This is a genomic window from Acetobacter estunensis (genome assembly GCF_019083805.1).
Classification (GTDB): Bacteria; Pseudomonadota; Alphaproteobacteria; order Acetobacterales; family Acetobacteraceae; genus Acetobacter; species Acetobacter estunensis_A.
In genome coordinates this window covers 26,140-50,635 of record NZ_JAHRDV010000015.1, presented here as the reverse complement: position 1 = coordinate 50,635, position 24,496 = coordinate 26,140, and the positions used below count along the sequence as shown (strand labels likewise).

The 24,496-nt window shown below is 59.4% G+C and carries 25 protein-coding genes; 15 read left to right on the top strand and 10 right to left on the bottom strand.

Annotated features, from left to right (window positions below):
• Nucleotides 1–16: 16 nt before the first annotated feature.
• From KUA11_RS14515 to KUA11_RS14490, 6 genes are read right to left on the bottom strand one after another with little or no spacing between them, the layout of a single operon-like run.
• Nucleotides 17–535 carry a Fur family transcriptional regulator gene (locus KUA11_RS14515; protein ID WP_217411512.1) on the bottom strand — a complete coding sequence of 173 codons (519 nt, stop codon included), beginning with the start codon at nucleotides 533–535 and terminating at the stop codon, nucleotides 17–19.
• Nucleotides 536–591: 56 nt separating this feature from the next.
• Nucleotides 592–1,467 (bottom strand): energy transducer TonB family protein, encoded by an 876-nt coding sequence (locus tag KUA11_RS14510; protein WP_408744219.1) that lies wholly within the window; start codon nucleotides 1,465–1,467, stop codon nucleotides 592–594.
• Complete coding sequence (exbD, locus tag KUA11_RS14505) at nucleotides 1,464–1,949, bottom strand: TonB system transport protein ExbD (protein WP_217411510.1); 486 nt, start codon at nucleotides 1,947–1,949, stop codon at nucleotides 1,464–1,466. The genes KUA11_RS14510 and exbD overlap by 4 nt, the downstream gene beginning before the upstream one ends.
• Nucleotides 1,950–1,954: 5 nt before the next feature.
• Nucleotides 1,955–2,695 (bottom strand): tonB-system energizer ExbB, encoded by a 741-nt coding sequence (gene exbB / locus KUA11_RS14500; protein WP_217411508.1) that lies wholly within the window; start codon nucleotides 2,693–2,695, stop codon nucleotides 1,955–1,957.
• Complete coding sequence (locus KUA11_RS14495) at nucleotides 2,692–2,946, bottom strand: hypothetical protein (RefSeq protein WP_193732636.1); 255 nt, start codon at nucleotides 2,944–2,946, stop codon at nucleotides 2,692–2,694. Before KUA11_RS14495 ends, exbB begins: the two co-directional genes overlap by 4 nt.
• Nucleotides 2,943–4,199, bottom strand: coding sequence for a PepSY-associated TM helix domain-containing protein (locus KUA11_RS14490; protein WP_217411506.1), 1,257 nt, complete (start codon nucleotides 4,197–4,199; stop codon nucleotides 2,943–2,945). The genes KUA11_RS14495 and KUA11_RS14490 overlap by 4 nt, the downstream gene beginning before the upstream one ends.
• Nucleotides 4,200–4,652: 453 nt before the next feature.
• Here KUA11_RS14490 and KUA11_RS14485 point away from each other — a divergent pair, with 453 nt between their 5' ends.
• Both KUA11_RS14485 and KUA11_RS14480 read left to right on the top strand, forming a co-directional pair.
• Nucleotides 4,653–5,159, top strand: coding sequence for an RNA polymerase sigma factor (locus tag KUA11_RS14485; protein WP_217411504.1), 507 nt, complete (start codon nucleotides 4,653–4,655; stop codon nucleotides 5,157–5,159).
• Nucleotides 5,160–5,289: 130 nt separating this feature from the next.
• A complete protein-coding gene (locus KUA11_RS14480) occupies nucleotides 5,290–6,261 on the top strand; it encodes a FecR family protein (protein ID WP_217411502.1) in 972 nt (323 codons plus the stop codon).
• Between the two features lie 226 nt (nucleotides 6,262–6,487).
• Here KUA11_RS14480 and KUA11_RS14475 read toward each other — a convergent pair whose 3' ends face one another.
• Nucleotides 6,488–6,685 carry a hypothetical protein gene (locus KUA11_RS14475; RefSeq protein WP_217411555.1) on the bottom strand — a complete coding sequence of 66 codons (198 nt, stop codon included), beginning with the start codon at nucleotides 6,683–6,685 and terminating at the stop codon, nucleotides 6,488–6,490.
• Here KUA11_RS14475 and KUA11_RS14470 point away from each other — a divergent pair.
• A complete protein-coding gene (locus KUA11_RS14470) occupies nucleotides 6,669–9,152 on the top strand; it encodes a TonB-dependent siderophore receptor (RefSeq protein WP_254454958.1) in 2,484 nt (827 codons plus the stop codon). The genes KUA11_RS14475 and KUA11_RS14470 overlap by 17 nt on opposite strands.
• A 290-nt stretch (nucleotides 9,153–9,442) precedes the next feature.
• On the opposite strand, the gene KUA11_RS14465 is transcribed toward KUA11_RS14470, so the two are convergent.
• Nucleotides 9,443–10,345 (bottom strand): LysR family transcriptional regulator, encoded by a 903-nt coding sequence (locus KUA11_RS14465; protein WP_217411498.1) that lies wholly within the window; start codon nucleotides 10,343–10,345, stop codon nucleotides 9,443–9,445.
• A 288-nt stretch (nucleotides 10,346–10,633) separates the two neighbouring features.
• Between KUA11_RS14465 and KUA11_RS14460 the strand changes: the two genes are divergently transcribed.
• Together KUA11_RS14460 and KUA11_RS14455 are read left to right on the top strand one after the other, a co-directional pair.
• Nucleotides 10,634–12,634, top strand: coding sequence for a conjugal transfer protein TraG (locus KUA11_RS14460; RefSeq protein WP_217411496.1), 2,001 nt, complete (start codon nucleotides 10,634–10,636; stop codon nucleotides 12,632–12,634).
• Nucleotides 12,631–13,053 (top strand): CopG family transcriptional regulator, encoded by a 423-nt coding sequence (locus KUA11_RS14455; RefSeq protein ID WP_217411494.1) that lies wholly within the window; start codon nucleotides 12,631–12,633, stop codon nucleotides 13,051–13,053. Before KUA11_RS14460 ends, KUA11_RS14455 begins: the two co-directional genes overlap by 4 nt.
• Nucleotides 13,054–13,103: 50 nt before the next feature.
• On the opposite strand, the gene KUA11_RS14450 is transcribed toward KUA11_RS14455, so the two are convergent.
• Entirely contained in the window at nucleotides 13,104–14,549 is a 1,446-nt protein-coding gene (locus tag KUA11_RS14450) for a phospholipase effector Tle1 domain-containing protein (protein ID WP_217411492.1), read from the bottom strand.
• A 322-nt stretch (nucleotides 14,550–14,871) separates the two neighbouring features.
• Here KUA11_RS14450 and trbB point away from each other — a divergent pair, with 322 nt between their 5' ends.
• From trbB to KUA11_RS14400, 10 genes are read left to right on the top strand one after another with little or no spacing between them, the layout of a single operon-like run.
• Entirely contained in the window at nucleotides 14,872–15,828 is a 957-nt protein-coding gene (gene trbB, locus KUA11_RS14445) for a P-type conjugative transfer ATPase TrbB (RefSeq protein WP_217411551.1), read from the top strand.
• Entirely contained in the window at nucleotides 15,825–16,193 is a 369-nt protein-coding gene (locus KUA11_RS14440; protein WP_217411490.1) for a TrbC/VirB2 family type IV secretion system protein, read from the top strand. The genes trbB and KUA11_RS14440 overlap by 4 nt, the downstream gene beginning before the upstream one ends.
• Nucleotides 16,193–16,477, top strand: coding sequence for a VirB3 family type IV secretion system protein (locus KUA11_RS14435; protein ID WP_010511125.1), 285 nt, complete (start codon nucleotides 16,193–16,195; stop codon nucleotides 16,475–16,477). Before KUA11_RS14440 ends, KUA11_RS14435 begins: the two co-directional genes overlap by 1 nt.
• 14 nt (nucleotides 16,478–16,491) lie before the next feature.
• Entirely contained in the window at nucleotides 16,492–18,945 is a 2,454-nt protein-coding gene (gene trbE, locus KUA11_RS14430) for a conjugal transfer protein TrbE (RefSeq protein WP_217411488.1), read from the top strand.
• The gene (trbJ, locus tag KUA11_RS14425) at nucleotides 18,942–19,724 is read left to right on the top strand and encodes a P-type conjugative transfer protein TrbJ (RefSeq protein WP_217411486.1); all 783 of its coding nucleotides are present in this window, start codon (nucleotides 18,942–18,944) and stop codon (nucleotides 19,722–19,724) included. The genes trbE and trbJ overlap by 4 nt, the downstream gene beginning before the upstream one ends.
• Nucleotides 19,725–19,729: 5 nt before the next feature.
• Nucleotides 19,730–21,115: a P-type conjugative transfer protein TrbL gene (gene trbL / locus KUA11_RS14420; protein WP_217411484.1), complete on the top strand. Its 1,386-nt coding sequence runs from the start codon at nucleotides 19,730–19,732 to the stop codon at nucleotides 21,113–21,115.
• Nucleotides 21,116–21,120: 5 nt separating this feature from the next.
• Nucleotides 21,121–21,804 (top strand): conjugal transfer protein TrbF, encoded by a 684-nt coding sequence (gene trbF / locus KUA11_RS14415; RefSeq protein ID WP_217411482.1) that lies wholly within the window; start codon nucleotides 21,121–21,123, stop codon nucleotides 21,802–21,804.
• Entirely contained in the window at nucleotides 21,801–22,802 is a 1,002-nt protein-coding gene (trbG, locus tag KUA11_RS14410; RefSeq protein WP_217411480.1) for a P-type conjugative transfer protein TrbG, read from the top strand. Before trbF ends, trbG begins: the two co-directional genes overlap by 4 nt.
• Nucleotides 22,799–24,007, top strand: coding sequence for a TraB/TrbI/VirB10 family type IV secretion system protein (locus KUA11_RS14405; protein ID WP_217411479.1), 1,209 nt, complete (start codon nucleotides 22,799–22,801; stop codon nucleotides 24,005–24,007). Before trbG ends, KUA11_RS14405 begins: the two co-directional genes overlap by 4 nt.
• Nucleotides 24,004–24,276: a DUF2274 domain-containing protein gene (locus tag KUA11_RS14400; RefSeq protein ID WP_217411477.1), complete on the top strand. Its 273-nt coding sequence runs from the start codon at nucleotides 24,004–24,006 to the stop codon at nucleotides 24,274–24,276. Before KUA11_RS14405 ends, KUA11_RS14400 begins: the two co-directional genes overlap by 4 nt.
• Before the next feature lie 26 nt (nucleotides 24,277–24,302).
• Here the strand turns inward: KUA11_RS14400 and KUA11_RS17560 are convergent, their stop codons facing one another.
• Nucleotides 24,303–24,470: a hypothetical protein gene (locus KUA11_RS17560; protein ID WP_408744221.1), complete on the bottom strand. Its 168-nt coding sequence runs from the start codon at nucleotides 24,468–24,470 to the stop codon at nucleotides 24,303–24,305.
• Nucleotides 24,471–24,496 lie beyond the last annotated feature (26 nt).

The following is a 24,496-nucleotide window of genomic DNA, read 5'->3' as shown; positions in this document are numbered from 1 at the left end:
AAATATTCGGGTCTTGTCAGCGGGCCTCCAGATCATGCCCGGCTGACGGTGTGACCGTGATGGCGGCGGCCTGCACCGCCAGACCGTGCTCGGCTGCGACCCGCCGCAGCACTGTGGCAACTTCCGGCGCGTTGCAGGCGATCTTCCGACCCGTGCCGGCTTCCACGAAGGTGATTGCGAGAGCGGCCTTGCGTTCCGGCGCGACGCTGTAGAGCCACTGCCGGTCGGGCGTGACATCCCGACGCAGGATCGCACGCTCCACAAAGAGATTGAGATTGCGCTGGATTGACCCCTGCGAGGGCGCGTGCCCATCCTCCATCATCTTTCCCAGCGTTTTCCAGATTTCCACCGCCGTTGCCCGCGGTCCGGCTTCGAGGATGCCGTGCAGCAGGATGCGCCGCAGATCGGTCATCTTGATGCCGACCTCTTCGCAGCGGTCTTCCAGCCCGCGCACGGCGCTGCGGCTGGCGCCCATGCCAGGACGGATTTCACTCAGGGATGGCGAGGAACGGCGGTATTCGGAAAAAGCGAGCATGGGTTTGATCCTGTCACGATCAGAATAAGAGAATGGGAGCGAGAACGGCGAAAACCTCAGTTTCCGCCGGCATGGATGTAAAACTCGACGGGGACCGTCAGGGTGATGGGATCCCCCGCGACACTGTCCGGCGGGATGGGTAGTGGCTGGGCGCGCTTTGGCAGGGCGACCGCCTCCTGATCCAGGAGTGGATGGCCGGAACTACCGGCAAGTGTGACCGACAGCACATGACCCTTGCGGTCCATGGAAAAGGTTACGGTCGGCACACCTTCCTGATGGTCGGCCATGGCGTCGGACGGGTAGCGCTTGAACTTCTCCAGCTGCGCCAGCAGCGCGCCCTGCCATGTGACAGGATCATGCGACGCCTTTGACGACGAGGCGCCGGGAGCCGGGGCTGCCTGGGTTGGAGCAGGAGGCGCTTCCGCTGACGGCGGTGCGGTCGTGGCCTCGGCCGGTGGCGTCTTGTCCGGGATTGGCTTTTTGAGCATCGGCACAGGCTTGTGCTTCTTCACCAGTTTCTTTGGCTTCTCCGGCTTGGGTACCGGGATTGGCGGATTGGGCGCGGGCGAAGGTGGTGCGGTGATCTTTGGCGGTTCAACCGGGGCCGGATCAGGAATGGACTGCGTCTGCTGCGGTCCCGGCGGCAGATCCGTGGGCGGGGTGGGTGTTGAGACCGGTTCTGGCGCCATGTCGATGGCGATCGCGGCTGGCGGTGGTTCTGGCACGGCCATCACGGGCGGCGGCAGACGCATGATCCACCAGATCGCTCCGCCACCGACCGCCAGCACGGCGAGAAAGGAGAGGCCCCAGCGAATGGCGTCGTCCCGCCGGGCCAGCCGCAACTGTCCGCGCTGCCAGTCGGTGAAGGAGGACGGGACCGTGTTGGCCTCAACACTCTCCTCTGCCTGCGTCATGTCGGCGGCACCGCTCATGGGGTTGCACCTGACGCCGGGGCGGCGTTGCCAGACGGCACAGGCGTTGAGCCTGCTTCACTGCCTTCCTCCTGCCCCTGCAGGTTGACCAGGGCGACCTTGAGATAGCCGGCAGACCTCAGCTTATCCATGACACCCATCAGCGTGCCGTAATCGACCGTCTTGTCGGCGCGCAGGAAGATGCGCTCGTCCTTGTTGCCCTTGGTCGCACTCTCCAGCGCGCCGGGAAGCGCATCGGCAGAAATATCGTCCTCTCCCAGCGCCAGGCCGTGATCGGCCTTGACGGTGAGGAACACCGGGTCGTCCGGGCGCGGTGTTGGCTTCTCGGTCGAGGATGGCAGGTCAACCGGCACGTTCACCGTGGTCAGCGGGGCGGTGACCATGAAGATCACCAGCAGCACCAGCATCACGTCGATAAACGGCGTGACATTGATCTCGCTCGCCTCATGCGGGTTCTCATCTGTGTGACGGATACGGATCATGCCGCTTACTCCCCGGCGACCGAGCGGCTGTCGCGCGATGCGCCAAGCCGCACCACCTGCCCGCTGGCGGTCAGGGCCTGCATGCGTCCGAGATCACGCGAGACAAGGCGCATCACAAGGGACGTCAGGTCGGCCACTTGGGCGCGGCAAGAGGCCGTCTGACGAGCGAGATGGTTGTAGATCACCACCGCCGGAATGGCGGCCACCAGACCGAGAGCGGTTGCCAGCAGGGCCTCGGCAATGCCGGGAGCCACCACAGCGAGGCTGGTCGCCTTGCTGGCGGCAATGCCGGTGAACGAGGTCATGATGCCCCAGACCGTACCGAACAGGCCGATGAAGGGTGAGGTCGCGCCAATGGTGGCCAGCACGCCAGTGCCACGCAGGAGCCTGCGCCCCTCGGCCGCCTCCAGCCGTTCGAGATGCAGGACGATGCGTTCCTTCAGCCCCTCGCTATCATCGGGGATGTCGGCAGAGCGCTTACGTTCGGTCTCGGCCGCCATGACCAGCGTGTGGGCAATGGACGAATTCCCTCGTGTCCATTCCTCGCCAAGGTCCAGCGTATTGGCCTCTTCCAGCGCTTTTTCGGCCTTCTGGAGTTTAAGGCGCACGCGCAGCAGTTCGACCGACTTGGCGATGAAGATGGTCCAGGTCAGCAGCGAAGCTGCGGCCAGCAGGATCATGACGCAGCGGACGACGGGACCGGCGTTGAGGAACATATCCCACGGGGAAAACGAGATCGGGGTCATGACTGACCTCCTTTGACAGACGGTGTGCGGCACCATGCTTTGAACAGACAGGCGACCGTCACGATGAGGGGAATAGACAGGGCGGCCCATGACAGGGCCAGCCAGACGCCATGCTGGCCCAGCAGGGCGGACAGCAGGCCGAAGGCGGTGAGCAGACCCAGCGCGATCGGCCACGGCCAGACGGCGACGGCGTGACGTGATGCCGAAACTGGTTGGGATGGCACGGGGATTTCGGGAGAGACGGCGTTCATCGCGCGCCCTCCACAGGGGTAAGCGCGAAATCCGCAGGCGCGGTGCCGTCGCCGTCATCCAGATCATACCCCAGCGCCCGCAATCGGGCATCGGTCGCGATCTTCCGTTTGCCCGCCCATAGCACCAGGCCGCTGACCAGCACGCCAATCACCACCACATCGAGCAGCGCCCACAGGATTTTCAGAGGCATGCCGCCGTAATCGCCGAAATGCAGGGGGCGGGAGACTTCGAGGAAACGCAGGTACCACGGCATGGGATACGCCCCAGTCAGCTCACCCGTGCGGGCATCGACCAGCACCGGGGTAAATAGTCGGGCGCGTAAAGGTGTCGCACCACGCGTCCAGAGCACGTAATGCACCGGGCTGCCGAAGGAGGCGCCGGGGAAGGACAGGCCGGTCACCTCATTGCCGGGAGCGGCTTTCGCCGCCGTATCGAACGCGGCCTGCACGGAGGACAGATGGTCCTGCGACGGCACGGCCAGGTTGGCATAGGGACGCAAAATCTGGCGAACATCGGTTACGCGCCACAGCCCGAAGAGTGGGGTCTGGAGTTCGTTGACCAGTCCGGTAAAGCCCACGACCATCGCCCAGACCAGTGTGGCGGCCCCCAGCAGGTTGTGCAGGTCCAGCCAGGTCAGGCGTGAGGCCCGGTCACGTCTGACCGAGCCGAACGGCAGCCGCTTCATGAACCGGCCGTACAGCACAGTGCCGGACACCAGCGAGGCCACGAACACGCCGCCCATAAGGCCAAGAAACAGCCGACCGGGTAGTCCAGCAAACAGACTGACATGCAGCCGGTTGCAGATCCCCATGATGATGCCGGTCCAGGTGCGCGGTTCCATGGGCGCATCCGCCGGGCGCGACTGTTCCAGCACCTTCGCCGTGCGGGCATCGAATTTGATCCAGTGACCGGAATGGCGGTCCGGGTAATTCTCGTCGTCCTTGAGCGCCTGCCAGCTTGGGGCCATGGAGACCAGCACCGCTGGTTCATCGTCATCCGGATTGACGCTGGTGATGATCTGGCCGGGATAGAGCGCACGCGCCTTGTCCACGATGATATCCAGACTGGCATTGGGCGTGCCAGGGGGCAGAACCTCATAGGGCGGGTCATCGTCGCCTACGAACGTGTCCCAGATCTGCTCGGAGAACAGCAGCGGCAGGCCGGTCACGCAGACGATCAGCAGGAACAGTGTGCAGACCAGGCTCGTCCACTTATGGACCACGAACCAGCGACGTAGGGTGCGGGTGGTCATGGCACGAACGTGCCGACGGATACTGCCGGCCTGTTAACCTTGAAAGAATAAGAATAACACTGAATCGCAACTGAATGGCGGAAAGGCGGGCAACCGTGCTGCATATGAACTCTCCCTGCGTGCCCGGAACACGCAGTCGGCGACGGCGTCCGGAATGAAAACGGGGCGAACCCCTGCTGGGAGTATGGATGCTTGGCGATGCCGTTTTTTCAGAAAAAAGAGCGATAAATGACAGACACGTGATATGCGATTTTCGAAGGACTTGCATCTTACCCGCAGAAAACGGCCTTTCTTCCAGCGTAGACGTCCTGTTCATAGGTCCTCGCTGAACACCGGCGAAACCGGCGGTCTGCTGCTAAATCTTGCGGAAAGTCGGACCCTGTGCCATCACAATTGCGAATCCTTCTTAATTTCTGAATGCTGGCGTTGTGATGGCATCGGGAACCACCTGTCTTGAAGTCCAAACATTCGTCCCTTGAGCTTTACGAGGCTCACCGTCCCGGCCTTCTGTCCTATGCGCGACAGTTGTCGGGCGACAGCGTGCTGGCGGAAGACATCGTGCAGGATGCGTGGGTGCTCTTCGCACGGCAGTCCGTAAGCACGATTGCCTCGCCCGGAAGCTACCTGCGGACCATCGTTCGCAACCTTCTGATGACGCGTGCCCGCCGGACAAAAATCGAGCGGATAAGCGAGGCGGATTTTGATGTCGTTACAGCCACTGTCCCCGATGATGCAGCATCACCCGAAGAAACCGTAGCGGCCCGTGAAACGATGATGCGTGTGATGGATGCGCTTGATGCCATGCCCGAGCGACAGGCGGAGGCCATTCGTATGTATCATTTTGAAGGGATGAAATTGCGGGAAGTCGCCGCCGTGCTGGGTGTATCCATTCCGATGGTGCATGGTCTGATCACCGAAGGGTTGGCAGCCTGCAACCGGATACGCAAGGAAGGGCAGTAGGCCTCGGTGGATTTGAATTATTTTCTGAAAAACCGGGGATGCCGCGCATCTTATCGGTATGACCTTGCGATCCTGCCTGCTGCGTTCCACCTGGCTTGTCTCTTCCGTCCCAGGACAGGGGAGGCGTGGCATGACTGAGTCCCGCAGCCCCGATGAGGCAGCAGCAGGCTGGCATATCTATCTCCGTGAAGAGCCGGACGATCCCGAATTGCGCCGCCAGTTCGAGGCATGGCTGCAGGAAAGCCCGTTGCACCGGCAGGCCTGGGCGGAAATCAATGAGACGCTGGGCGTACTCGATCTGGCCCCACCGGAGCGCAAGAGGCGGGGCGGCGCCCGTAGAAGGTTCTGGGGCATTCCGGCGAACGATCGCACTGGCAGAAGGAAGGTAAATGTCGCCGCATTTGCCAGCTTTGCCATGGCTGCCTGTATAGCCGCCTTTGTGTTCGTGCCCGACCTGCCCCTGCGCCTGCGGGCGGACCATTACACGCAGGCAGGTGTTACGGAGGACATCCATCTGGCCGACGGCAGTGAGGTCATTCTGGCACCGCGTTCCGCAGTCGCCATGCATATGACGGCTCATGAGCGACGGATCGAACTGCTGCGCGGCGAAGCCTATTTCGTGGTGCATCATGATGCCAGTCGGCCGTTTACCGTAATTGCCGGACCGGTGACGACGACGGATATCGGCACTATGTTCGATGCCCGGACAGACGGTGATGAGACGTCCGTGGCGGTGCGGGAAGGGGCCGTGCATGTGTCCGCAGAGGGAAGCATCGGCCTGGAGCGCGACCTGCATGCGGGGGATCGCGTTGATGTCCGAGGCACCCAGATCATATCCGACACCCAGGCACCCGAGACCATCGGGCTTTGGCGTGACGGAATGCTGGTGGCACAGGGCAATACCATTGCTGACATGGTGGCAGCACTCCAGCCCTGGACAAGCACCCGGATTATCGTCACGCATGATACGCTGGCAGCACGCAAGGTCAGCGGTTCCTACGATCTGCATCACCCGCAAACGTCGCTGCAACTGATCGTGCATCCCTATGGGGGGAAGGTCATGTCCGTAACGCCCTGGTTTGCACTCGTGACGGGGCGTTGAAACGGTCTCGCGGGCTGGTTTCTCGTTGCTCGTAAGGCGTTCTCACAGACATCGATTCAGCCCCGTATACACGGCAGCGGACGTGACATGCTTCAGATCGAAGGAAATGTCCTCTGCGAGAGAACAGGTCTGCCTGGGACCATGTGTCGAGGTGCGGGGGCTCAAGTCAGAAAAATGCGCAACCTCATGGAAAAGAAAAAACCCTTATCAAACAGAGTGATAATGATCATCGCGCAAAAAAAATAAAAAAATCTGAAATTTTTTCCGAAAAAACGGCCTTCCCGTGCATCTCACTTACCATGCCCATTGGATGCAAATGAATTGCATTAAAAACTGAGATGACAGGAAGAGCCGCGCCCATGCATTCGTCAGGATTTCTGAGGAGACCGATAGCCGCATCGGTCCTGATGCTCGCCACCACCACTGCGCTGACGTCCTTTGTCCCGACCAGAGCGCGGGCAGAGACTGCACAGACTCAGCCAAAATTCAGCTTCAATATTCCTGCCGGATCGTTGTCGAGCGCGCTTGTGTCGTTCAGTGCTCAATCCCGTATTCAGGTGACGTCGCAGGCACCGACACTGGCCGGTCATACGACTACTGGGCTGCATGGGCAGTTTACATCCAGCGAAGCGTTGGCACGTCTTCTGCAGGGAAGTGGGTTGTCATATCAGACGCTGGGAGAAAGTGCTTTCCAGATTATGGCTACACCAAAAGCGGCGAATATCACGCTTGGTCCGGTTCGCGTCGGCGGTAGTTTTAACGCACATGCAGCAGCTATCGGGCCTGGGAACGGCTACGTTGCAACCTATACCGACGCAGGCACGAAGACCGATACGCCCTTGTGGGAAATTCCCAGCTCTGTTTACGTAATTACCAAGCAGGAAATCCAAGACCAACAAGCACAAAATATACAAGAGGCACTGCGTTATATGCCTGGCGTTGTTTCTGAGCAGACAGGGACAGGAAACAACGGAAATGCTGGTATCAAGGGTAGCTTTATGCAGCGCGGGTTTAACTCTACCCAATATATTGATGGAATACAGTCCAATTCCCGTTCTGCAGGGGAGACAGCCTTCGTGGAACGTGTCGAGGCCCTGAACGGGCCAGCGTCCGTCATGTACGGACAGACAAGTCCCGGTGGTATCATTGCAACGCGCTTGAAGCAGCCAACAGACACGCCAATTCGGAATGTTTCCGTAGGGTTCGGTAACTGGGGGCGATATGAGGCAACTTTTGATGTGAGTGACAAGGTAACAAAATCAGGTAACGTGAAATATCGTATTGCCGGGATTGGTGTCACACAGGGAACGCAAACTGACTATATAAACTATAAGAGAGTTGGCGTTCTTCCTTCTATAAAATGGGATATCGATAATAAGACAAGTCTTACGTTATTAGGTAGTTATATGTACACACCTGATAATGGGATGTATGCGACTGGGTATCCACTTGTAGGTACATTAATACGGGGAACCGGTGGATATTTGCCGCGAAGTCGCTTTCTGGGGGAGCCCTCAAATCAAATAATGACATCAAAAGAAGCCCGCTTTGAATATCAGTTTGCGCACAAGTTTAATAAATACTTAGAATTTCAGCAAACGTTTATGTATGAAGATTCCAAAGCGTATTACAATACTATAACGGGCGGGAGTTTATCGACTGATGGTTCTACTTATTCGAGGACAGCTAACATGGCGTGGCAACCCAGCCGCACTATCGGCCTTGACAGCAAGTTAATCAGCCATGTCTCTACTGGACCTGTAAGCCATACGCTGGTGGCAGGTATGGACTTCAGACAAGTGAAAGTTGAACAGAACCTTTATTATGATTTAAGCGGTGAGCCAATAAACATTTGGGCGCCTCAATATGGATGGAGTCCCAATTATAGTTGGTCAGGTTCTGATCATATTACAAATCAAGATCTGTTCCAGACATTAAACCAGAAAGGCATATATTTTCAGGATCAGATGAAGTTCCATAAGCTTACTGTGACCTTAGGAGGACGACAGGACTGGTATGGTTATGATTCAATCGTTTATGCCCAGCGCCATATTGGTGCGACAAATGTGGCACGACACATAAGCACTGAACATAAGGAACCTGCCTCTGCATTTACATGGCGTGCAGGCTTTACGTATAACTTCGATTTTGGGCTGACGCCTTATTTCAGCTACGCAACATCATTCATGCCGCAGGTCGGATATTTTTCCGCAGATGGAAAGCTGTTCAAGCCTAACCAGGGGGATCAGTTTGAAGCCGGGCTGAAATACTTAATTCCACATTCCGATATTTTTCTGACGGCTGCAGCCTATCATATAAAAGAAAATCACTACGCCATCACCGATACAGTCAATCCAGGCTATCAGGTTGATGCGGGAACTGTTGTGTCGAAAGGGGTTGAACTATCTGCGCATGCGAACATTACGAAAGATCTACATCTAACTGCGTCATATAGTTTTAATGATACACGCGTTGCAAAAAGCGATACGGTTGAAGACCGCACAGATATCTATGGCAACGTCCTGGGTGAGGTCTCTGAAAAAGGGAAATATATTTCAGGTCTTCCGCGCAATATGGTGAATATGTTTATTGACTATACCCCGCCAGTCAGAGTTCTTCATGGATTTGGCCTCAACTTTGGAGTTCGTTACATCGGATATACGTATGCTGATAATGCTAACTCTTTTAAAGCGCCTGCCTATACTCTGTTTGATGTCGGAGCCCATTATGACTTTTCTGCCCTGACACCAACACTCAAAGGTTTGAAAGCGCAGTTGGCGATCTCAAACCTCACAAACAAGCGTTATGTTACATCATGCTCGGGCGGTGGCGGTGCCTGCTACTATGGGCAGGGCCAGCGCATATATGGCAATCTTTCGTATAGCTGGTGAAATTTTACCGCCCGAAACTGCACCGATTTTCCTGATTTAAAATCAATGTATTGCTCCTCGTCTCGATGCCAAAGTCGTGGGGCAACGCTGCTGCAAATTTCGATAGGTGACGGCTGCAAGAAACGTGGGTTGCACTTGCAACGTCCGTCGGGTGACCTATGCAAAATTCGTGATATCGCACTGTGCAAGATTCGAGAGTGATGTATGCAACATGCGTGACCTACGTTGGCGTATATTGGATAATGATAGTTCCAAATTAATTTTGAAACCGCAGAGGTCTTGCGTCTTTGTCAGGATATATCCGGATAGCGTTCCCGGAGTAACTGGAGAAAACGAGCCAGAGATGGGTTGGGATTATCGGCCCGCCAACAGGCCACAAAACGCAGTTCGACAGGCTGGCGACCGTTGAGCACCTGCCGGTAGACAATGTTGCTCAGGCCGTCTCCCGTTGCGCTTTCATAATCGATCATGACGCTGCCATTCTCCGCCACGAAGGGTTTGAGAAACTGCGTCTCCGTATCGTGTGTCACGAGATTGGGCGCGCGCACATCGACCGAGATGTAGTGGCGGATGATGTCCGCGATCTCCGGGCCGGGATCCTGTGTGCTGATGAGAAACCGCTCATGGCGCAGAAGGCTCCATTCCAGAACGGGCAGTGCTGCGAGCTTATGATCGGACCGCAGTGCGACCACACAGCGTTCCGACCAGAGCCGGAGCAGCGCATCCTGCCATTCCAGTCCGCCCGCTGTGACAATTGCAATATCGACCTGTCCAGTTTCGACCTTCTGCAACAGTGATGCACGGCTACCGCCCACAAACTTCCACGGAATGGTCGGGTGTCTACGCTGGAATTCCCCCAGCGTTGCCCGGAGGTTTCCGGTCGAGACGGATGTATAATAACCAATCGTAAGGCGGCGGGCTGTCTGCCGGGCACCGGAACCGGGACTGTTTGCCAGCATATCCACATCATGGACGATTTGCTGCGCCACATGCAGGAAGTCGACGCCATGGGATGTTGGCCGTACGCCCGCCGGGGTGCGGATAAAGAGCGTGCAGCCAATCACGTCTTCCAGCAGGCGGATGTCCTTGGAAAGAAGGGCGGCACGTATGCCCGATGCAGTTGCCGCCTTGCGGAGGCTGCGATGTTCGGCGGCCGCGAGCGCGGACCGCAGATGGCGGATTTCGATCGTCATAACAACCTAGATGCGCCTAACGCCTGAATTTTAAGCAGAAAATGAGGGCAGGCGATCCAGCAGGATTCACAACGTCGTTACGGATGTTAACGGCGTGGATCTGGTGCCGTCGTTTCAGGGGAAGGCCGTCCCCGTGAAAACCTGTGCAAGCGCCATTGTGACGTAGAGCCCACGCGCGCGGCGATAATTTTACGCCCGGATGCACCAGGCCACGTAGACAGGGCTCCGGCGCTGGTATTTGTAAGTCTCTCTCGCCTTTTCTCGATTGATGAAAAGGAGGAAACGGCGATGTCAGGAGCACGTGTCCTATGGGGACAGCTATGCGTCGTGCTGGTGCTGGTTGTTCTGTCCTGGTGGGGGGCGACAGAATGGGTGGCCTGGCAATTGGCCTTTCAGCCCGAACTCGGCCAGCCATGGTTCACCTTGTTCCATCACTGGCCGGTCTATGCGCCACCGCTTGTTTTCTGGTGGTGGTATGAATTCGACGCCTACGCGCCGCACATCTTCTCGCAGGGCGGCTGGATTGCTGGTTCGGGTGGTGTGCTGGCATTTCTCGTGGCTGTCGCCATGTCGGTGCGTCGTGCGCGCGAGGCCAGACGGGCCGCTACCTATGGCAGCGCGCGATGGGCGAGCGCCGAAGACCTGCAGAAATCCGGATTGCTCGATCCCGACGGCGTTGTGCTGGGCTGTCACCGCAAGACCTATCTTCGGCATAATGGCCCGGAGCACGTTCTGTGCTTCGCGCCCACACGCTCGGGCAAGGGCGTGGGTCTCGTCATCCCGACACTCCTGACCTGGCCGGGCTCGGCCATCGTACATGATATCAAGGGAGAGAACTGGCAGGAGACCGCAGGTTTTCGGGGAACATTCAGCCGTGTCCTTCTGTTTGACCCCACCAATCCACGCTCGGATGCCTACAACCCCCTGCTGGAAATCCGTCAGGGTGAGTGGGAAGTACGGGATGCCCAGAACGTGGCTGACGTGCTGGTCGATCCCGAGGGCTCGCTGGAACGCCGCAGCCACTGGGAAAAGACGAGCCATTCCCTTCTGGTCGGGGCCATCCTGCATGTCCTGTATGCGGAGAAGGACAAGACCCTCAGCGGCGTGGCAAATCTGCTGTCCGATCCAAAACGCCCGATCGAGACGACATTACGCGCCATGATGCGCACGAAGCATCTGGGAGAGGCGGGGCCGCACCCTGTGGTGGCGTCGGCCGCTCGGGAACTGCTCAACAAGTCTCCCAACGAACGGTCCGGTGTGTTGTCTACCGCCATGTCATTTCTGGGCCTGTATCGTGATCCGGTCGTGGCCAAGGTGACATCCCGCTGCACGTGGCGGATCACCGACATCGTGCGTGGCGGCCGCCCCACGACACTCTATCTCAGCGTGCCGCCATCGGATATCAGCCGGACCAAGCCGCTGATCCGCCTGGTGCTCAACCAGATCGGTCGTCGCCTGACGGAAGACCTGCAACACCAGAAGAAAAATCATCGCCTTCTGCTCATGCTGGATGAGTTTCCGGCGCTCGGGCGTCTCGACTTCTTTGAAAGCGCGCTCGCCTTCATGGCGGGGTATGGCATCAAAGCCTTTCTGATTGCCCAGAGTCTCAACCAGATCGAGAAAGCCTACGGGCACAACAATTCAATTCTCGACAACTGCCATGTCCGTGTCTGTTTCGCGACCAATGATGAGCGGACAGCTCGACGTGTGTCTGACGCCCTTGGCACGGCCACCGAGGTTAGGGCACAGAAAAATTATGCGGGGCATCGCCTGTCGCCCTGGCTGGGGCATCTGATGGTCTCCCGGCAGGAAAGTGCCCGGCCTCTGCTGACGCCCGGCGAAATCATGCAGCTTCCATCCAACGAAGAGGTTGTCATGGCGGCCGGCACACCGCCAGTGCGCGCCCGCAAGGCGCGTTATTATGCCGATCCGCGCCTGCAGGAACGCATTCTGCCGCCGCCTGCGCCTCGGTTGTCGGCGGACGCTGCGGGCGCAGATGACTGGAGTGGCAGACCCACGCCAGACCAGATGCCTCCTGAAGATGAAGACACATTGGCTGGAACGTCTTCTGACGAACCGATGGGTGCAGGACAGAAGCAGACGCGCGAGTTTGATGCAGCCCACACACCGAAAGCAGAGCGGGGGCGGGACGAGCATGAACGGAAAAACCCGGACCTTGATCCCGATCATGCCGCCATGCGCGCCAGGCGGGAATTCGAGGATCTCCAGCGAATGACACGGCTGGCTGCATTGGATCGGGATGACGGCATGGAGATGGAAGGTCCATGAAACGAGCGCGCAGGAAGCAGCAGATTACGGTCTATCTGGACCCCGTGCTGGCGGAGACCTTGGGGGATCTTGCCACCCGTCGTCGCCAGTCCCAGTCCATGCTGGTCGAAACGGCGCTTGCCGCCTTTCTTTCCCCTGAGGACGGGAAAGGTGAGGGCGCGCTAAACCGGCGGCTGGAACGGCTTGATCGTCGGATCGGTCACATGGAGCGCGACCTTGGGATCAACGTCGAGACACTGGCGCTTTTCATTCGCTTCTGGCTGCTCACAACGCCACCGTTGCCCGAGCCGGCTGCGGCCACTGCCCGCGCCCAGGCGACTGCGCGTTATGAACAGTTTATCGAGACGTTGGCCCGGCATTTGAGTGCCGGGCGCCGTCTCCATCAGGATCTACCGCCTAATGAGGAAGATGAATCTTGATTGAACGAAGTTGAATTTATGTAAAAGAAATAATAGCGTAATAAATATTCTTACGCCTTTGTTGTGTCTGCTTTCGGCTCGCTTGGTGGAATAGGAACGCGCAGCGTCATGCCAGCGTAAATATGGTTCGGGTCGTCAAGCTTATCCAAATTCATCTGAAATATCGTTTTGGCCATCTGGATATTTCCGAACAAAGATAGCGAGATTTTGTCGAGCTGATCTCCTTGTTTCACGACAATAATATGGAAATTTTCAGGAACCGTTGGAGGAAGGTCGGTAGCCGAACCCAACGCATCGGCCACGGCGGAAAGGGTGGACGGACGATAATTCTGGTGCTCGGGCAAGCTGTCTGGCGCCGCTTTCCAGCGGCGACGTGCAAAGATACTGACATCTCGCAAAAGAGACGGTCCTTTACGATGGGCTCGTTTCCATATGGAATCCGTTATGGATGTCTTGCATCTGGCTAACCACCCCATTCCTTGTTCTGAAAATGGGTTCAGTGGATCAGTACAGTCTGGTTTTAAGGTGTATATTTTGGATGAGGGAGACGTATCTAGTCCTAGACCTGCTTGGCGTGCCCCGTCCCATATCCACTCTAACGTTTCGTCAGAAAGCCCCCGGAGGTCGCCACCACCACCGACAGCGCAGTGTACTCCCGGAAACCATTGCTGGAGATATGGTGCATTGGGAGCATCAGGCTCTTTTCCTGCCTGACGATTCAGGTCGTCGATGTTGTTCCACAAGGTCGGAAAGAAGTCTTCACGTGTTTCATCAATTGCAACTGCGTGCCGAGCGGACTCGACCATCGATGTGAGCGTTGTATCGTGGAATGCGAGTTTACGATCGAACTTTTGCGCGAACAGGTAACGCTTGGGAACGCCAAGTGCGCCTACAGTGTCCCACACTCCAAGATATTTAATCTTAAGTAACGGCGCATTGCCAGATGTGTATCCTGGAAAATTTTTGCACCGCCAGTCGTCTTCTTCGGTGCTAACACAAATATCTGGTGAGAGTTTCAGTCTCTCCTTGCAGACATCTGGCCCATCCATAAGATCATTTTGTTTGCGATTGCTGTAGATTTTTATCGCGTCATTGACCTGTGCCGCGTTGCTCCGGGAGACAATGCCTATATGGCGCAGCAGCCCAACGAAAGATCTTGCTGTATAAGCTCCTCGGGAAAAACCAAAAACATAAATTTCATCGCCAGGAGTGTAATTGAAAATGAGCTGACGATAGGCATCAGCCATATTTTGCAATAGCCCTGTGCCGAATATCCCACCGGATAGGTGGTCTAATTTACCTGTTCCGACGCCTTGAGAATAGAATACTACTTGTGCAACGCCATCGTTGGCCAACGGCAAAACACTTTCTGCCGTCAGGACCACGTTTGTCGGATGTTGAGAATCTAATCGATCCCATGTTCCGTCAAAACAGAAGACCAGACGTGATTGGCGCTTAGGCGAACGCGGCGCTGAACTGGGACTTGGGGAGGTCAATATCCGCTCTCCTATCGCTGATAGTCGAAGAATACCTTACCGCTCGCTTTTGTCAGCTTCGAACTGCAACTCTGCAAACGTAGCTGATCTGCATGTCCAACTGGTGTCATCATAATCGGGATCAAAACGACCGTTGCGGTCGATAATTTTGCGCCCTTTTACGCTCATTCGCGCAGGGTCGAAAAAACTATTGAGATCAGCTTGAGTATGCCTTTCCTAATACGTCCCGCGGTTGATGGAGATTTATCCATTAGCAGAGCAGTGCGGGGGCAAAAACATGTCTCAGGTTTCTTCTCAGGCGGGCAGACCTCGTAGCGTTGCTATGCTGCGCACGGCGATGGGGCCAGCCATCGCCGGTCACCTTTCGGATCCGTCCATTATTGAAGTCATGCTCAATCCTGACGGGCGGTTATGGATCGACCGTCTGACTGACGGCATGGCCGACACGGGTGAGACGATCTCGCCAGAGGATGCCGAGCGGATCGTGCGTCTGGTTGCGCATCATGTGGGTGCGGAGGTGCATGCGGGGGCACCGCGGGTATCAGCGGAACTGCCTACCGGTGAGCGGTTTGAAGGGCTGTTGCCACCAGTAGTGACGGCCCCGAGTTTCGCCATCCGCAAGCCCGCCATCGCGGTCTTTACTCTCGATGATTATGTCGCTGCCGGAATCATGAGAGAGGGGCAGGCGGTGTTTCTGCACCGCGCTGTCGCCGAGCGGAGGAACATCCTGGTCGCGGGCGGCACGTCGACGGGCAAGACCACGCTGGTCAACGCCCTCTTGGCCGAGGTGGCGAAAACCGGCGATCGTGTCGTGCTGATTGAGGACACGCGCGAACTGCAATGCACAGCGCCCAATCTCATAGCCCTGCGGACCCGCGAAGGTGTGATTACCCTTTCCGACCTTGTCCGGTCCGGTCTCCGTCTGCGTCCTGACCGTATTCCCATCGGTGAGGTGCGTGGGGCCGAAGCACTCGATCTGGTCAAGGCGTGGGGCACCGGCCATCCGGGCGGCATCGGTACACTACATGCCGGATCGGTGCTCGCTGCCCTGTATCGTCTGGAACAGCTGATCCAGGAGGCGGTGGTTACCGTGCCGCGCGCCATGATCGCAGAAACCATCGACGTGATCGCCGTGCTATCGGGGCGCGGCACGGCGCGGTGCCTGTCTGAATTGGCCGAAATTGACGGTCTCAATCCCACGACCGGAGCCTATCGCATCCGTCCGGTCAGCCTCTCTTCTTCCGAAACATCATTCTCTGCCAATGGAGAATCATCATGATGCGGCCTTCATGCAAGCGCGCTATCGTGTGCGCTGGTGCACGTCCTGATCGTCGTATGCCCGACCTTCGTGTGTTCGGAACATCCATGCTGCTGTCGCTTGTTTTCGCATCATCGGCATGGGCGTCCGGCACGGGGATGCCGTGGGAGACACCACTCAACGAGATACTGGAATCTGTGCAGGGACCGGTGGCGAAGATCATCTCGGTGATCATCATCACCGTGACCGGTCTGACCCTGGCCTTTGGCGAAACCTCAGGCGGGTTCCGTCGCCTGATCCAGATCGTCTTTGGACTCAGCATCGCTTTTGCGGCGTCCAGCTTCTTCCTGTCCTTCTTTTCCTTCTCGGGCGGAGCGCTGATCTGATGGCGGTTCTCTTCGATCCTGAAGCCGAGGCCGTGCCCGGTTATTTCGTGCCCGTGCATCGCTCCCTGACCGAACCGATTTTGCTGGGTGGTGCGCCACGGGCCGTGGCCATTGCCAACGGTACGCTGGCCTCCGCCATAGCCCTCGGCCTGCGGCTCTGGCTGGTCGGGGCGGTGTTCTGGATCGTTGGGCACACCCTCGCGGTCTGGGGAGCGAAGCGCGATCCGCTGTTCATCGAGGTGGGGCGGCGGCATCTCCGCTACCCCGCCTGGCTTCGCGCATAGGGGAGGGCAGGGCCATGATGTCCCTTGGTGAATATCGCGGTCGTGCCGCTGTCCTGTCCGACTTCCTGCCCTGGGCGGCATTGGTTGGAAAAGGCGTTGTCCTGAACAAGGATGGTTCCTTCCAGCGCACGGCAGAGATGCGCGGTCCCGATCTGGATAGCGCCACACCTGCGGAACTGGTCGGCGTGACCGGAAGGCTGAACAATGCCCTGCGTCGCCTTGGCTCCGGCTGGGCCGTGTTCGTGGAAGCGCAGCGCGTCCCGGCGACAGTGTATCCCGAGAGCGATTTTCCTGATGCTGCCAGCCAGATGGTCGATCTGGAACGCCGGGAGCAGTTCGAGGATGAGGGCGCGCATTTCGAGAGCCTGTATTTCCTGACCCTGGTCTGGCTACCGCCCGTGGAAACCTCGGGCCGTGCTGAGCGCCTGCTCTATGAAGGCATCGAGCGCGACGGGCGTGATCCGCAGGGGCTGGTCAGGAGCTTTATCGACCGGACAGATCGTCTGCTGGCGCTGCTGGATGGTTTCATGCCCAAAGCCGTCTGGCTGAAGGACGGCGAGACGCTCACCTACCTGCATTCCACCATTTCGACGCGGACCCAGCGGGTCCGGGTGCCCGAAATCCCGATGCACCTTGATGCCCTGCTGGTGGATCAGCCCTTGGCAGGCGGTCTGGAGCCCAAACTGGGAACTGCCTTCCTCAAAACCCTGACGATCACGGGTTTTCCCAGCCGGACCTTTCCCGGCATTCTGGATGACCTGAACCGTCTTGCCATTCCCTATCGCTGGTCTACCCGGGCGATCCTGCTCGACAAGACCGATGCGACGAAGGTGCTGACGAAGATCCGTCGCCAGTGGTTTGCCAAGCGGAAATCCATCGTCGCCATCATACGCGAGGTCATGACCAATGAGGCCTCGGTATTGGTGGACAATGACGCTGCCAACAAGGCGGCTGATGCCGATCTGGCCTTGCAGTCGCTGGGTGCCGACGATGTCGGACAGGCCTATATTACTGCGACCGTCACGGTGTGGGACGGCTCTGCCTCGATCGCGGCAGAGAAGCTGCGTCTGGTGGAGAAGATCATCCAGGGGCGTGACTTCACCTGCATGGCGGAAAGCCTCAACGCGGTGGAGGCGTGGCTGGGATCATTACCTGGTCATGTCTATGCCAATGTGCGCCAGCCCCCGGTTTCGACCCTGAACCTCGCGCACATGATTCCGCTCTCTGCTGTCTGGGCCGGGCCTGAACAGGACGGGCATTTCAACGCACCCCCATTGTTTTACGGCAAGACAGCCGGGGCCACGCCCTTCCGGTTTTCCCTGCATGTTGGCGATGTCGGCCACACCTTGATCGCCGGACCGACAGGGGCGGGGAAATCCGTGCTGCTGGCGCTCATGGTGCTGCAGTTCCGGCGCTATGCGGGCGCGCAGGTGTTTGCCTTCGATTTTGGTGGCTCGCTGCGGGCCGCGACACTGGCGATGGCCGGGGACTGGCATGATCTCGGTGGAGGCCTGACGGAACAGGCGGCCGCAGATCATAGGGCAGACGAACAGGGTAGCGGCGTCTCGCTTCAGCCGCTGGCCCGTATCGACGATCCGACCGAGCGGGCCTGGGCGGCGGAATGGCTGGGGCAGATCCTTGTCCGGGAAGGCGTCATCCAGACACCGGAGGTAAAATCCTATCTCTGGTCAGCCCTGAATTCCCTGGCGTCGTCGCCCGCTCATGAACGGACCCTGTCAGGCGTGGTGGCGCTGCTTCAATCCAACGCTCTCAAGCAGGCGCTGGCTCCCTATTGCCTTGGTGGCCCCTATGGCCGCCTGCTGGATGCGGATACCGAGCGGCTGGGCGATGCCGACGTCGTGGTGTTCGAGACCGAAGGTCTGATCGGCTCCGGCGCCGCTTCTCCCGTGCTGTCCTATCTCTTCCATCGCATCGAAGGCCGTCTGGACGGGCGTTCGACGCTGCTGGTCATCGATGAGGGCTGGCTGGTGCTGGATGACGGCGATTTCGCAGGGCAACTCCGGGAGTGGCTGAAAACCCTGCGCAAGAAGAACGCCTCGGTGGTGTTTGCCACCCAGAGCCTGTCCGATATCGCCAACTCATCCATTGCCCCTGCGGTGGTGGAGAGCTGTCCCACACGGATCTTCCTGCCCAACGAGCGGGCGATCGAACCACAGATCGCGGCCATTTACCGCGATTTCGGGCTGAACGAGCGGCAGATCGCCATCATCGCCCGTGCCGCGTCGAAGCGGGAATATTACTGCCAGACCCGGCGCGGCAATCGCCTGTTCGAACTGGGGCTCGGGCCGGTCGCACTCACCCTGTGCGCGGCATCCGGGAAGGATGATCACCGTCTGATCGATCAGGTGCTGGCCGAGCACGGGCGGGTCGGTTTTCTCCCGGCCTGGTTCGAGGCGCGGGGTGTCATGTGGGCGGCGGACCTCCTGCGGGAAGGAGCCGTGCCATGACGGAAAAATCTTTCCGTATCCGGGCAAAACATTTCCGTCCCGGGTATGCCGCGGCTGTGGGCGCCGCTCTGGTTTTTCTCGTGCCGGTCGTGCCGGTCGTGCCTGCCCATGCGCAGTGGGCGGTCTATGACGGAGCCAACCATGTCCAGAATGTTCTTATCGCGGCCCGGACCCTCCAGCAGATCGACAACCAGATCACGTCATTGGCCAATCAGGCCCAGATGCTGGTCAACCAGGGGCGCAATCTGGCAAGCCTGCCGCTATCGACATTGTCATCGCTGCAATCGACGATTTCCCAGACCACGGCGTTGCTCGCGCAGGCGCAGAACATCGCCTACAGCGTCCAGTCCGTCGAGCAGCAATACCAGCAGGCCTACACATCCGTCTCGTCGGGCATGTCCGATAGCGTCCTGTTCAGCCAAGCGCAGACAAGGTGGCAGAATTCCGTAGGCGGCTTCGAGGACGCCCTGAAACTGCAGGCGCGGGTGGTGGGGAACATTCCTTCCGACAATAGCGCCATGACCCAGCTTGTCTCGGCCAGCCAGGATTCCACAGGTGCCCTGCAGGCCGCGCAGGCTGGCAACCAGCTTATGGCCCTCCAGTCCCGGCAGTTGTCCGACATCCAGGCCGAGCTTGCCGCCAACGGTCGGGCTGCGGCGCTGGAGCGGGCGCGGAATGCGGCGACGGAAGCGGAGAGCGAGGCGCAGTACCAGCATTTCGCGCAGCATGACGCCTACACTCCCGGCACGGTGTCCATGTTCGGCAGCAGCGGGAACTGACCGCCATGGCCATGAACGATGTGGGCGTCATCGACACCTTTCTGAACACTTTCACCACCACCATCGATACCGGCTTCGGTCTGGTGAAGGGGAGCATGATTTCGCTCGCTGGATCGCTATCCGTGCTGGATATGGCGCTGGCGGGCTTGTTCTGGGCCTGGGCGGCGGACGAGGATGTCATCCAGCGGCTGGTGAAAAAGACGCTCTATATCGGGTTCTTTTCCTTCCTGATCAGCAATTTTTCTAGCCTGTCGAAGACCGTCTTTGACAGTTTCGCCGCCCTTGGCCTGAAAGCGGGCGGGGGCACGCTGTCGTTGGACCAGTTCCTGCGGCCCGGTCGGCTGGCCCAGACCGGGTTCGATGCGGCACAGCCTCTTCTGGACTCAGTCCATAAACTGCTCGGCCCTGTCGCTTTCTTTACCAATTTCGCGCAGATTTTCGTGCTCTGCCTGTCCTGGCTGATCGTGCTGGCGGCATTCTTCATTCTCGCCGTGCAACTCTTTGTCGCCCTGATCGAATTCAAGCTGACCACACTGGCCGGGTTTGTGCTGATCCCGTTTGCCCTGTTTAACCGCACGGCTTTCCTTGCCGAAAAGGTCATGGGCAATGTCGTCTCCTCGGGCGTAAAGATCATGGTGCTGGCCGTGATCAGCGGCATTGCCGCCACGCTGTTCGGCCAGTTCACCACCTCCTATGGCGATGTGCAGCCTACGGTCGGGCAGGCCCTGTCCGTGGTTATTGCCTCACTGGCCATTGTGGGCCTTGCAATTTTCGGGGGCAGTCTGGCCAACGGGCTGATCGCTGGCGCGCCCCAGCTTGGTGCGGGAGCCGCTGTCGGCACGGGCATGGCCGTCGCTGGTATGGGGGCTGCTGCCGTGGCTGGCGTCGGCGCGGCTGTTTCTGGAGGTGGGGCAGCTCTGGCCGCCACGGCGGCAGCTGCGCGGGGAGGGGCGGCCGTCGCAGGCGCTGCATCAACAGCCTACACGCTCGGGTCCGCGACAGCGGCTGGCGGGAGTGCCGGTGCCCGGATGGCTGCTGGCGTAGGCGGCATTGGCCGGGCGGCCGGGTCTGCGGCTGCAGGCGCTGTGAAAAATAAGGCCGCTAGTGCCGCCAGCGCCATGAAAGATAGTTTCTCATCGGGCGGCAAGGCGGCCTTTACCGCTACCGGTGGCCGGACAACCGGTTCAAGTGGTGGCGCCGCTGAGACGGGGGCATCGGCAGGCGGAACGGGGTCATCCTCGTCAGCATCATCCGCCAGCGAGCCTCCGCGCTGGGCAAGCCGCATGAAGCGCCGGCAGGCGGCGACCCATGCCGCCGAGGCCGCCCATGTCATCCGCTCCGCCGATGGCGGGGGCGGATCTTCCTCAATCGATCTGTCGGAAAAGGAATGAGAACGATGTTCCGTCGCTCCACGGTGCGCTACGGCACGACGCCGGAGCCGGTTACTCCCTATCAGAAAGCCGCCCAGATCTGGGATGAACGCATCGGTTCTGCCCGCGTGCAGGCCCGCAACTGGCGGCTGATGGCGTTTGGTTCGCTGTTCCTGTCTGCAGGCCTCGGGGCCGGGCTGGTCTGGCAGTCCGCACGCGGCACCATCACGCCATGGGTCGTGCAGGTGGACCGTCTGGGCGAGGCGCAGGTTGTGGCGCCTGCGACAGCCGCCTATGTGCCGACTGACCCGCAGATTGCCTGGTATCTGGCCCGGTTCATCGAGGATGTCCGCAGCCTGTCCTCCGATCCCGTGGTGGTGCGGCAGGACTGGCTGCGCGCCTACGCTTTCACCACCACGTCCGGTGCCCAGGCGCTCAACGATTATGCCCGTCAGAACGATCCCTTTGCCCGCATCGGGCATGAGCAGGTCGAATTGGACGTGTCGTCCGTCATCCGGGCCTCGCCCGCGAGTTTCCGGATTGCCTGGGTCGAGCGGCATTACCGCGACGGGGCTTTTGTCGGCACCGAGCGCTGGACCGCGATTGTCTCGGTCAGGCTCAGCCCGCTGCGTGATGCCGATCACCTGCGGAAAAATCCCTTGGGTATTTTTGTCTCCGCCATCAACTGGTCGAAGGAGCTGGGCCAATGATCCGTCGCGCTCTTCGTATCCTGCCGCTGCTGATCCTGCCCCTGGCCGGATGCGGGCAGCATTACCATCCGCCGGTCATCCACTACGATGACGCTGTTCAGGCCACGCGTCTGCCGGACCCGCCGAAACCGGTGCAGGTGGTGGAAGTCCCGAAACCGCTTCCCTTACCGGGACAGCTCAAGCCGTTATCCTCACGGCGTGCGGTCCATCCGCCCCCAGAAGTCGCTGACCCCACAGCGCGTGTGACGCAGGCCAATCTGGCGGCACGCATTCAGCCCACGCGGGCCGGGTTCATCAACGCGGTGCAGGTTTATCCTTATTCTCCGGGTGCCCTTTATCAGGTCTATACCTCGCCGGGCGAGATCACCGACATCATGCTCCAGCAGGGCGAGAAGCTGGTCGGCACCGGACCGGTTGCCGCCGGCGATACGGTGCGTTGGATCATTGGCGATACCGAAAGCGGGGCAGGGGCGACAAAACGCATCCATATTCTGGTCAAACCGACGCGGCCGGACCTCATCACCAATCTGATCGTCAACACGGATCGGCGCACCTATCTGGCGGAATTGCGCTCCACGCCCGCGACCTATATGGCGTCGGTATCGTGGGATTATCCCGAGGATGATCTCATTGCCCTGCATCGGCAGGACAGTGCGGCCGATGATGCTAGCCCTGTGGATGCAGGGCTGGATTTGAATGCGCTGAATTTCCGCTATGTCATCCAGCCGGTGAAAGGCGGCACGCCGCCCTGGCTGCCCGGCCGGGCGTTCGATGACGGCCACAAGGTCTACATCGCCTTTCCGGCCGGCATAGGGCAGGGGGAACTGCCGCCTCTGTTCGTGCTGGGAGCCGATGGTGGGCCGGAACTGGTCAATTACCGGGTGCGGCAGAACTGGATGATCGTGGATCGCCTGTTCGGGGCCGCCGAACTGCGGCTGGGCGATAAGCACTCCGAGCAGCGGGTGCGCATCGTACGCACCGATGGACGGCGGACATGACGGACGGGCAGGAAGAACACCGGGACGAAAAAGGGGAAGGCGGCACAGAAAACGCATCCCCTGCGGTCCCGCCATCGCCGCCCGATCTGCGTCTGCGAGCGGAACGACCGCGTGTCGTGCGTCTGTCGCGCTATGTTGTCTGGGGGCTGGCGGGCACGGGTATGATCGGGATTGGTCTGGCGTTGGGCTACGCGCTGCAGAATTCCGCCCGGCAGGGATCCACGTCCGCCGTGCAGGATTCTGATGCGCGACCTTCTGTCGATGGGCTGGATGCCCTGCCAAAGGATTATACTGGCGTGCCCCGGCTGGGATCGCCTTTGCCCGGTGATCTGGGCAAACCGATTCTGAAGGCACAGCAGGAAGGCAGGGCCGGACCGGTTTCCGGCATGGGTGACCGGCGCGCCGAACAGGAAGTCGAGGCAGCCATCGCCAGCAAGCTGTTCGTGCAGACGCAGGATGCAGGGCGGCAGGACAGCGTGTCTGCTCCTGCGTCGCCCACTGCTGGGAATAGCACTCCGGCTGCGTCTGCGGGCACAAATGATCGGCAGGCCGCTAACCGTGCCTTTCTGGCAGGACAGCCGGATCGCGTCACGATCAGCCCGGATCGCCTGACGCAGCCTGTTTCCCCATACGTTATTCAGGCGGGAACAGTCATCGCAGGCGCGCTCAACTCGAAAGTCAGTTCGGACCTGCCGGGGCAACTGATCGGGCATGTGACGCAGAACGTCTATGACAGCCCGACCGGGCGCTACCTGCTTGTCCCGCAGGGCAGTACACTTTTCGGCACCTATAACAGCAGCGTCTCTTTCGGGCAGCAGCGCACGCAGGTGATCTGGACCCGTCTCATCCGTCCCGATGGTGAGAGCATTGTGCTCGACAGGATCCCGGGCGCCGATGCGATCGGCCAGGCCGGGCTCAAGGATATGGTGGACCAGCATTGGGGCCAGCTTTTCAGGGCTGCACTGGTGACGACCATGCTGAGCGTCGGGTCTGAAGCCGGGACATCATGGGGTGAGAACAACCTGCTTCAGGCGATCCGCAGCGGCGCCAGCAACGGGTTTTCCATGGTGGGAAACCGTCTGATCGACCGCAGCATGGATATCCAGCCCACGTTGACCGACCGGCCCGGCCTGCCGTTCACGCTGATCGTCAATCGCGATCTGGTCCTGAAACCCTGGCATCCGCATGAAGGAGTAATCCCATGAAAAAACTTCGTATCAGCGCCATTCCAGACAGCCGGCCGGTCAAGCTGACGATCGAACTGCCAGCGGAGATACATCGTGATCTACTGCTGTATGCTGAACTGGTCTCGGGAAACGAAGGTGAGGCGACAGATGCCATCCCCGATGCGGCCAGGCTGGTGCCGCTCATGGTCAGGCGTTTCATGGAGACCGATCGGGTCTTTCAGAAACAGCGGCGGGGCAGAAAGCCTGCGTCAACGGCAGGAGCGACAGGCGTCTCCAGCGAAGGGTAAAGCAGGTTTGGCGAGCACAAGCAGCGTCAGTCTGTTTCCATAAGCCGCTCCCAGCGCCGTAGTCGGGGCAGCACGCGGACGATCGGAATCCCGTCGTCAATGAGATAGAGGATATGGTGAGCCCGATGACGGTGGAGCCGTATCGGTGGGTCGAACTCGCGACGTTCCGGCGCAAGCTGCGGATGTGAGGCAATAAGGTCGAACGCGTCCGCCAGTCATG

Excerpts from the sequence above, each read along its gene's own strand:
- KUA11_RS14515 (WP_217411512.1), bottom strand. The coding sequence starts at position 535 with ATGCTCGCTTTTTCCGAATACCGCCGTTCCTCGCCATCCCTGAGTGAA.
- KUA11_RS14510 (WP_408744219.1), bottom strand. The coding sequence starts at position 1,467 with ATGAGCGGTGCCGCCGACATGACGCAGGCAGAGGAGAGTGTTGAGGCC.
- exbD (WP_217411510.1), bottom strand. The coding sequence starts at position 1,949 with ATGATCCGTATCCGTCACACAGATGAGAACCCGCATGAGGCGAGCGAG.
- exbB (WP_217411508.1), bottom strand. The coding sequence starts at position 2,695 with ATGACCCCGATCTCGTTTTCCCCGTGGGATATGTTCCTCAACGCCGGT.
- KUA11_RS14495 (WP_193732636.1), bottom strand. The coding sequence starts at position 2,946 with ATGAACGCCGTCTCTCCCGAAATCCCCGTGCCATCCCAACCAGTTTCG.
- KUA11_RS14490 (WP_217411506.1), bottom strand. The coding sequence starts at position 4,199 with ATGACCACCCGCACCCTACGTCGCTGGTTCGTGGTCCATAAGTGGACG.
- KUA11_RS14480 (WP_217411502.1), top strand. The coding sequence starts at position 5,290 with ATGACTGAGTCCCGCAGCCCCGATGAGGCAGCAGCAGGCTGGCATATC.
- KUA11_RS14470 (WP_254454958.1), top strand. The coding sequence starts at position 6,669 with ATGCTCGCCACCACCACTGCGCTGACGTCCTTTGTCCCGACCAGAGCG.
- KUA11_RS14465 (WP_217411498.1), bottom strand. The coding sequence starts at position 10,345 with ATGACGATCGAAATCCGCCATCTGCGGTCCGCGCTCGCGGCCGCCGAA.
- KUA11_RS14460 (WP_217411496.1), top strand. The coding sequence starts at position 10,634 with ATGTCAGGAGCACGTGTCCTATGGGGACAGCTATGCGTCGTGCTGGTG.
- KUA11_RS14455 (WP_217411494.1), top strand. The coding sequence starts at position 12,631 with ATGAAACGAGCGCGCAGGAAGCAGCAGATTACGGTCTATCTGGACCCC.
- trbB (WP_217411551.1), top strand. The coding sequence starts at position 14,872 with ATGCTGCGCACGGCGATGGGGCCAGCCATCGCCGGTCACCTTTCGGAT.
- KUA11_RS14440 (WP_217411490.1), top strand. The coding sequence starts at position 15,825 with ATGATGCGGCCTTCATGCAAGCGCGCTATCGTGTGCGCTGGTGCACGT.
- KUA11_RS14435 (WP_010511125.1), top strand. The coding sequence starts at position 16,193 with ATGGCGGTTCTCTTCGATCCTGAAGCCGAGGCCGTGCCCGGTTATTTC.
- trbE (WP_217411488.1), top strand. The coding sequence starts at position 16,492 with ATGATGTCCCTTGGTGAATATCGCGGTCGTGCCGCTGTCCTGTCCGAC.
- trbJ (WP_217411486.1), top strand. The coding sequence starts at position 18,942 with ATGACGGAAAAATCTTTCCGTATCCGGGCAAAACATTTCCGTCCCGGG.
- trbL (WP_217411484.1), top strand. The coding sequence starts at position 19,730 with ATGGCCATGAACGATGTGGGCGTCATCGACACCTTTCTGAACACTTTC.
- trbF (WP_217411482.1), top strand. The coding sequence starts at position 21,121 with ATGTTCCGTCGCTCCACGGTGCGCTACGGCACGACGCCGGAGCCGGTT.
- trbG (WP_217411480.1), top strand. The coding sequence starts at position 21,801 with ATGATCCGTCGCGCTCTTCGTATCCTGCCGCTGCTGATCCTGCCCCTG.
- KUA11_RS14405 (WP_217411479.1), top strand. The coding sequence starts at position 22,799 with ATGACGGACGGGCAGGAAGAACACCGGGACGAAAAAGGGGAAGGCGGC.
- KUA11_RS14400 (WP_217411477.1), top strand. The coding sequence starts at position 24,004 with ATGAAAAAACTTCGTATCAGCGCCATTCCAGACAGCCGGCCGGTCAAG.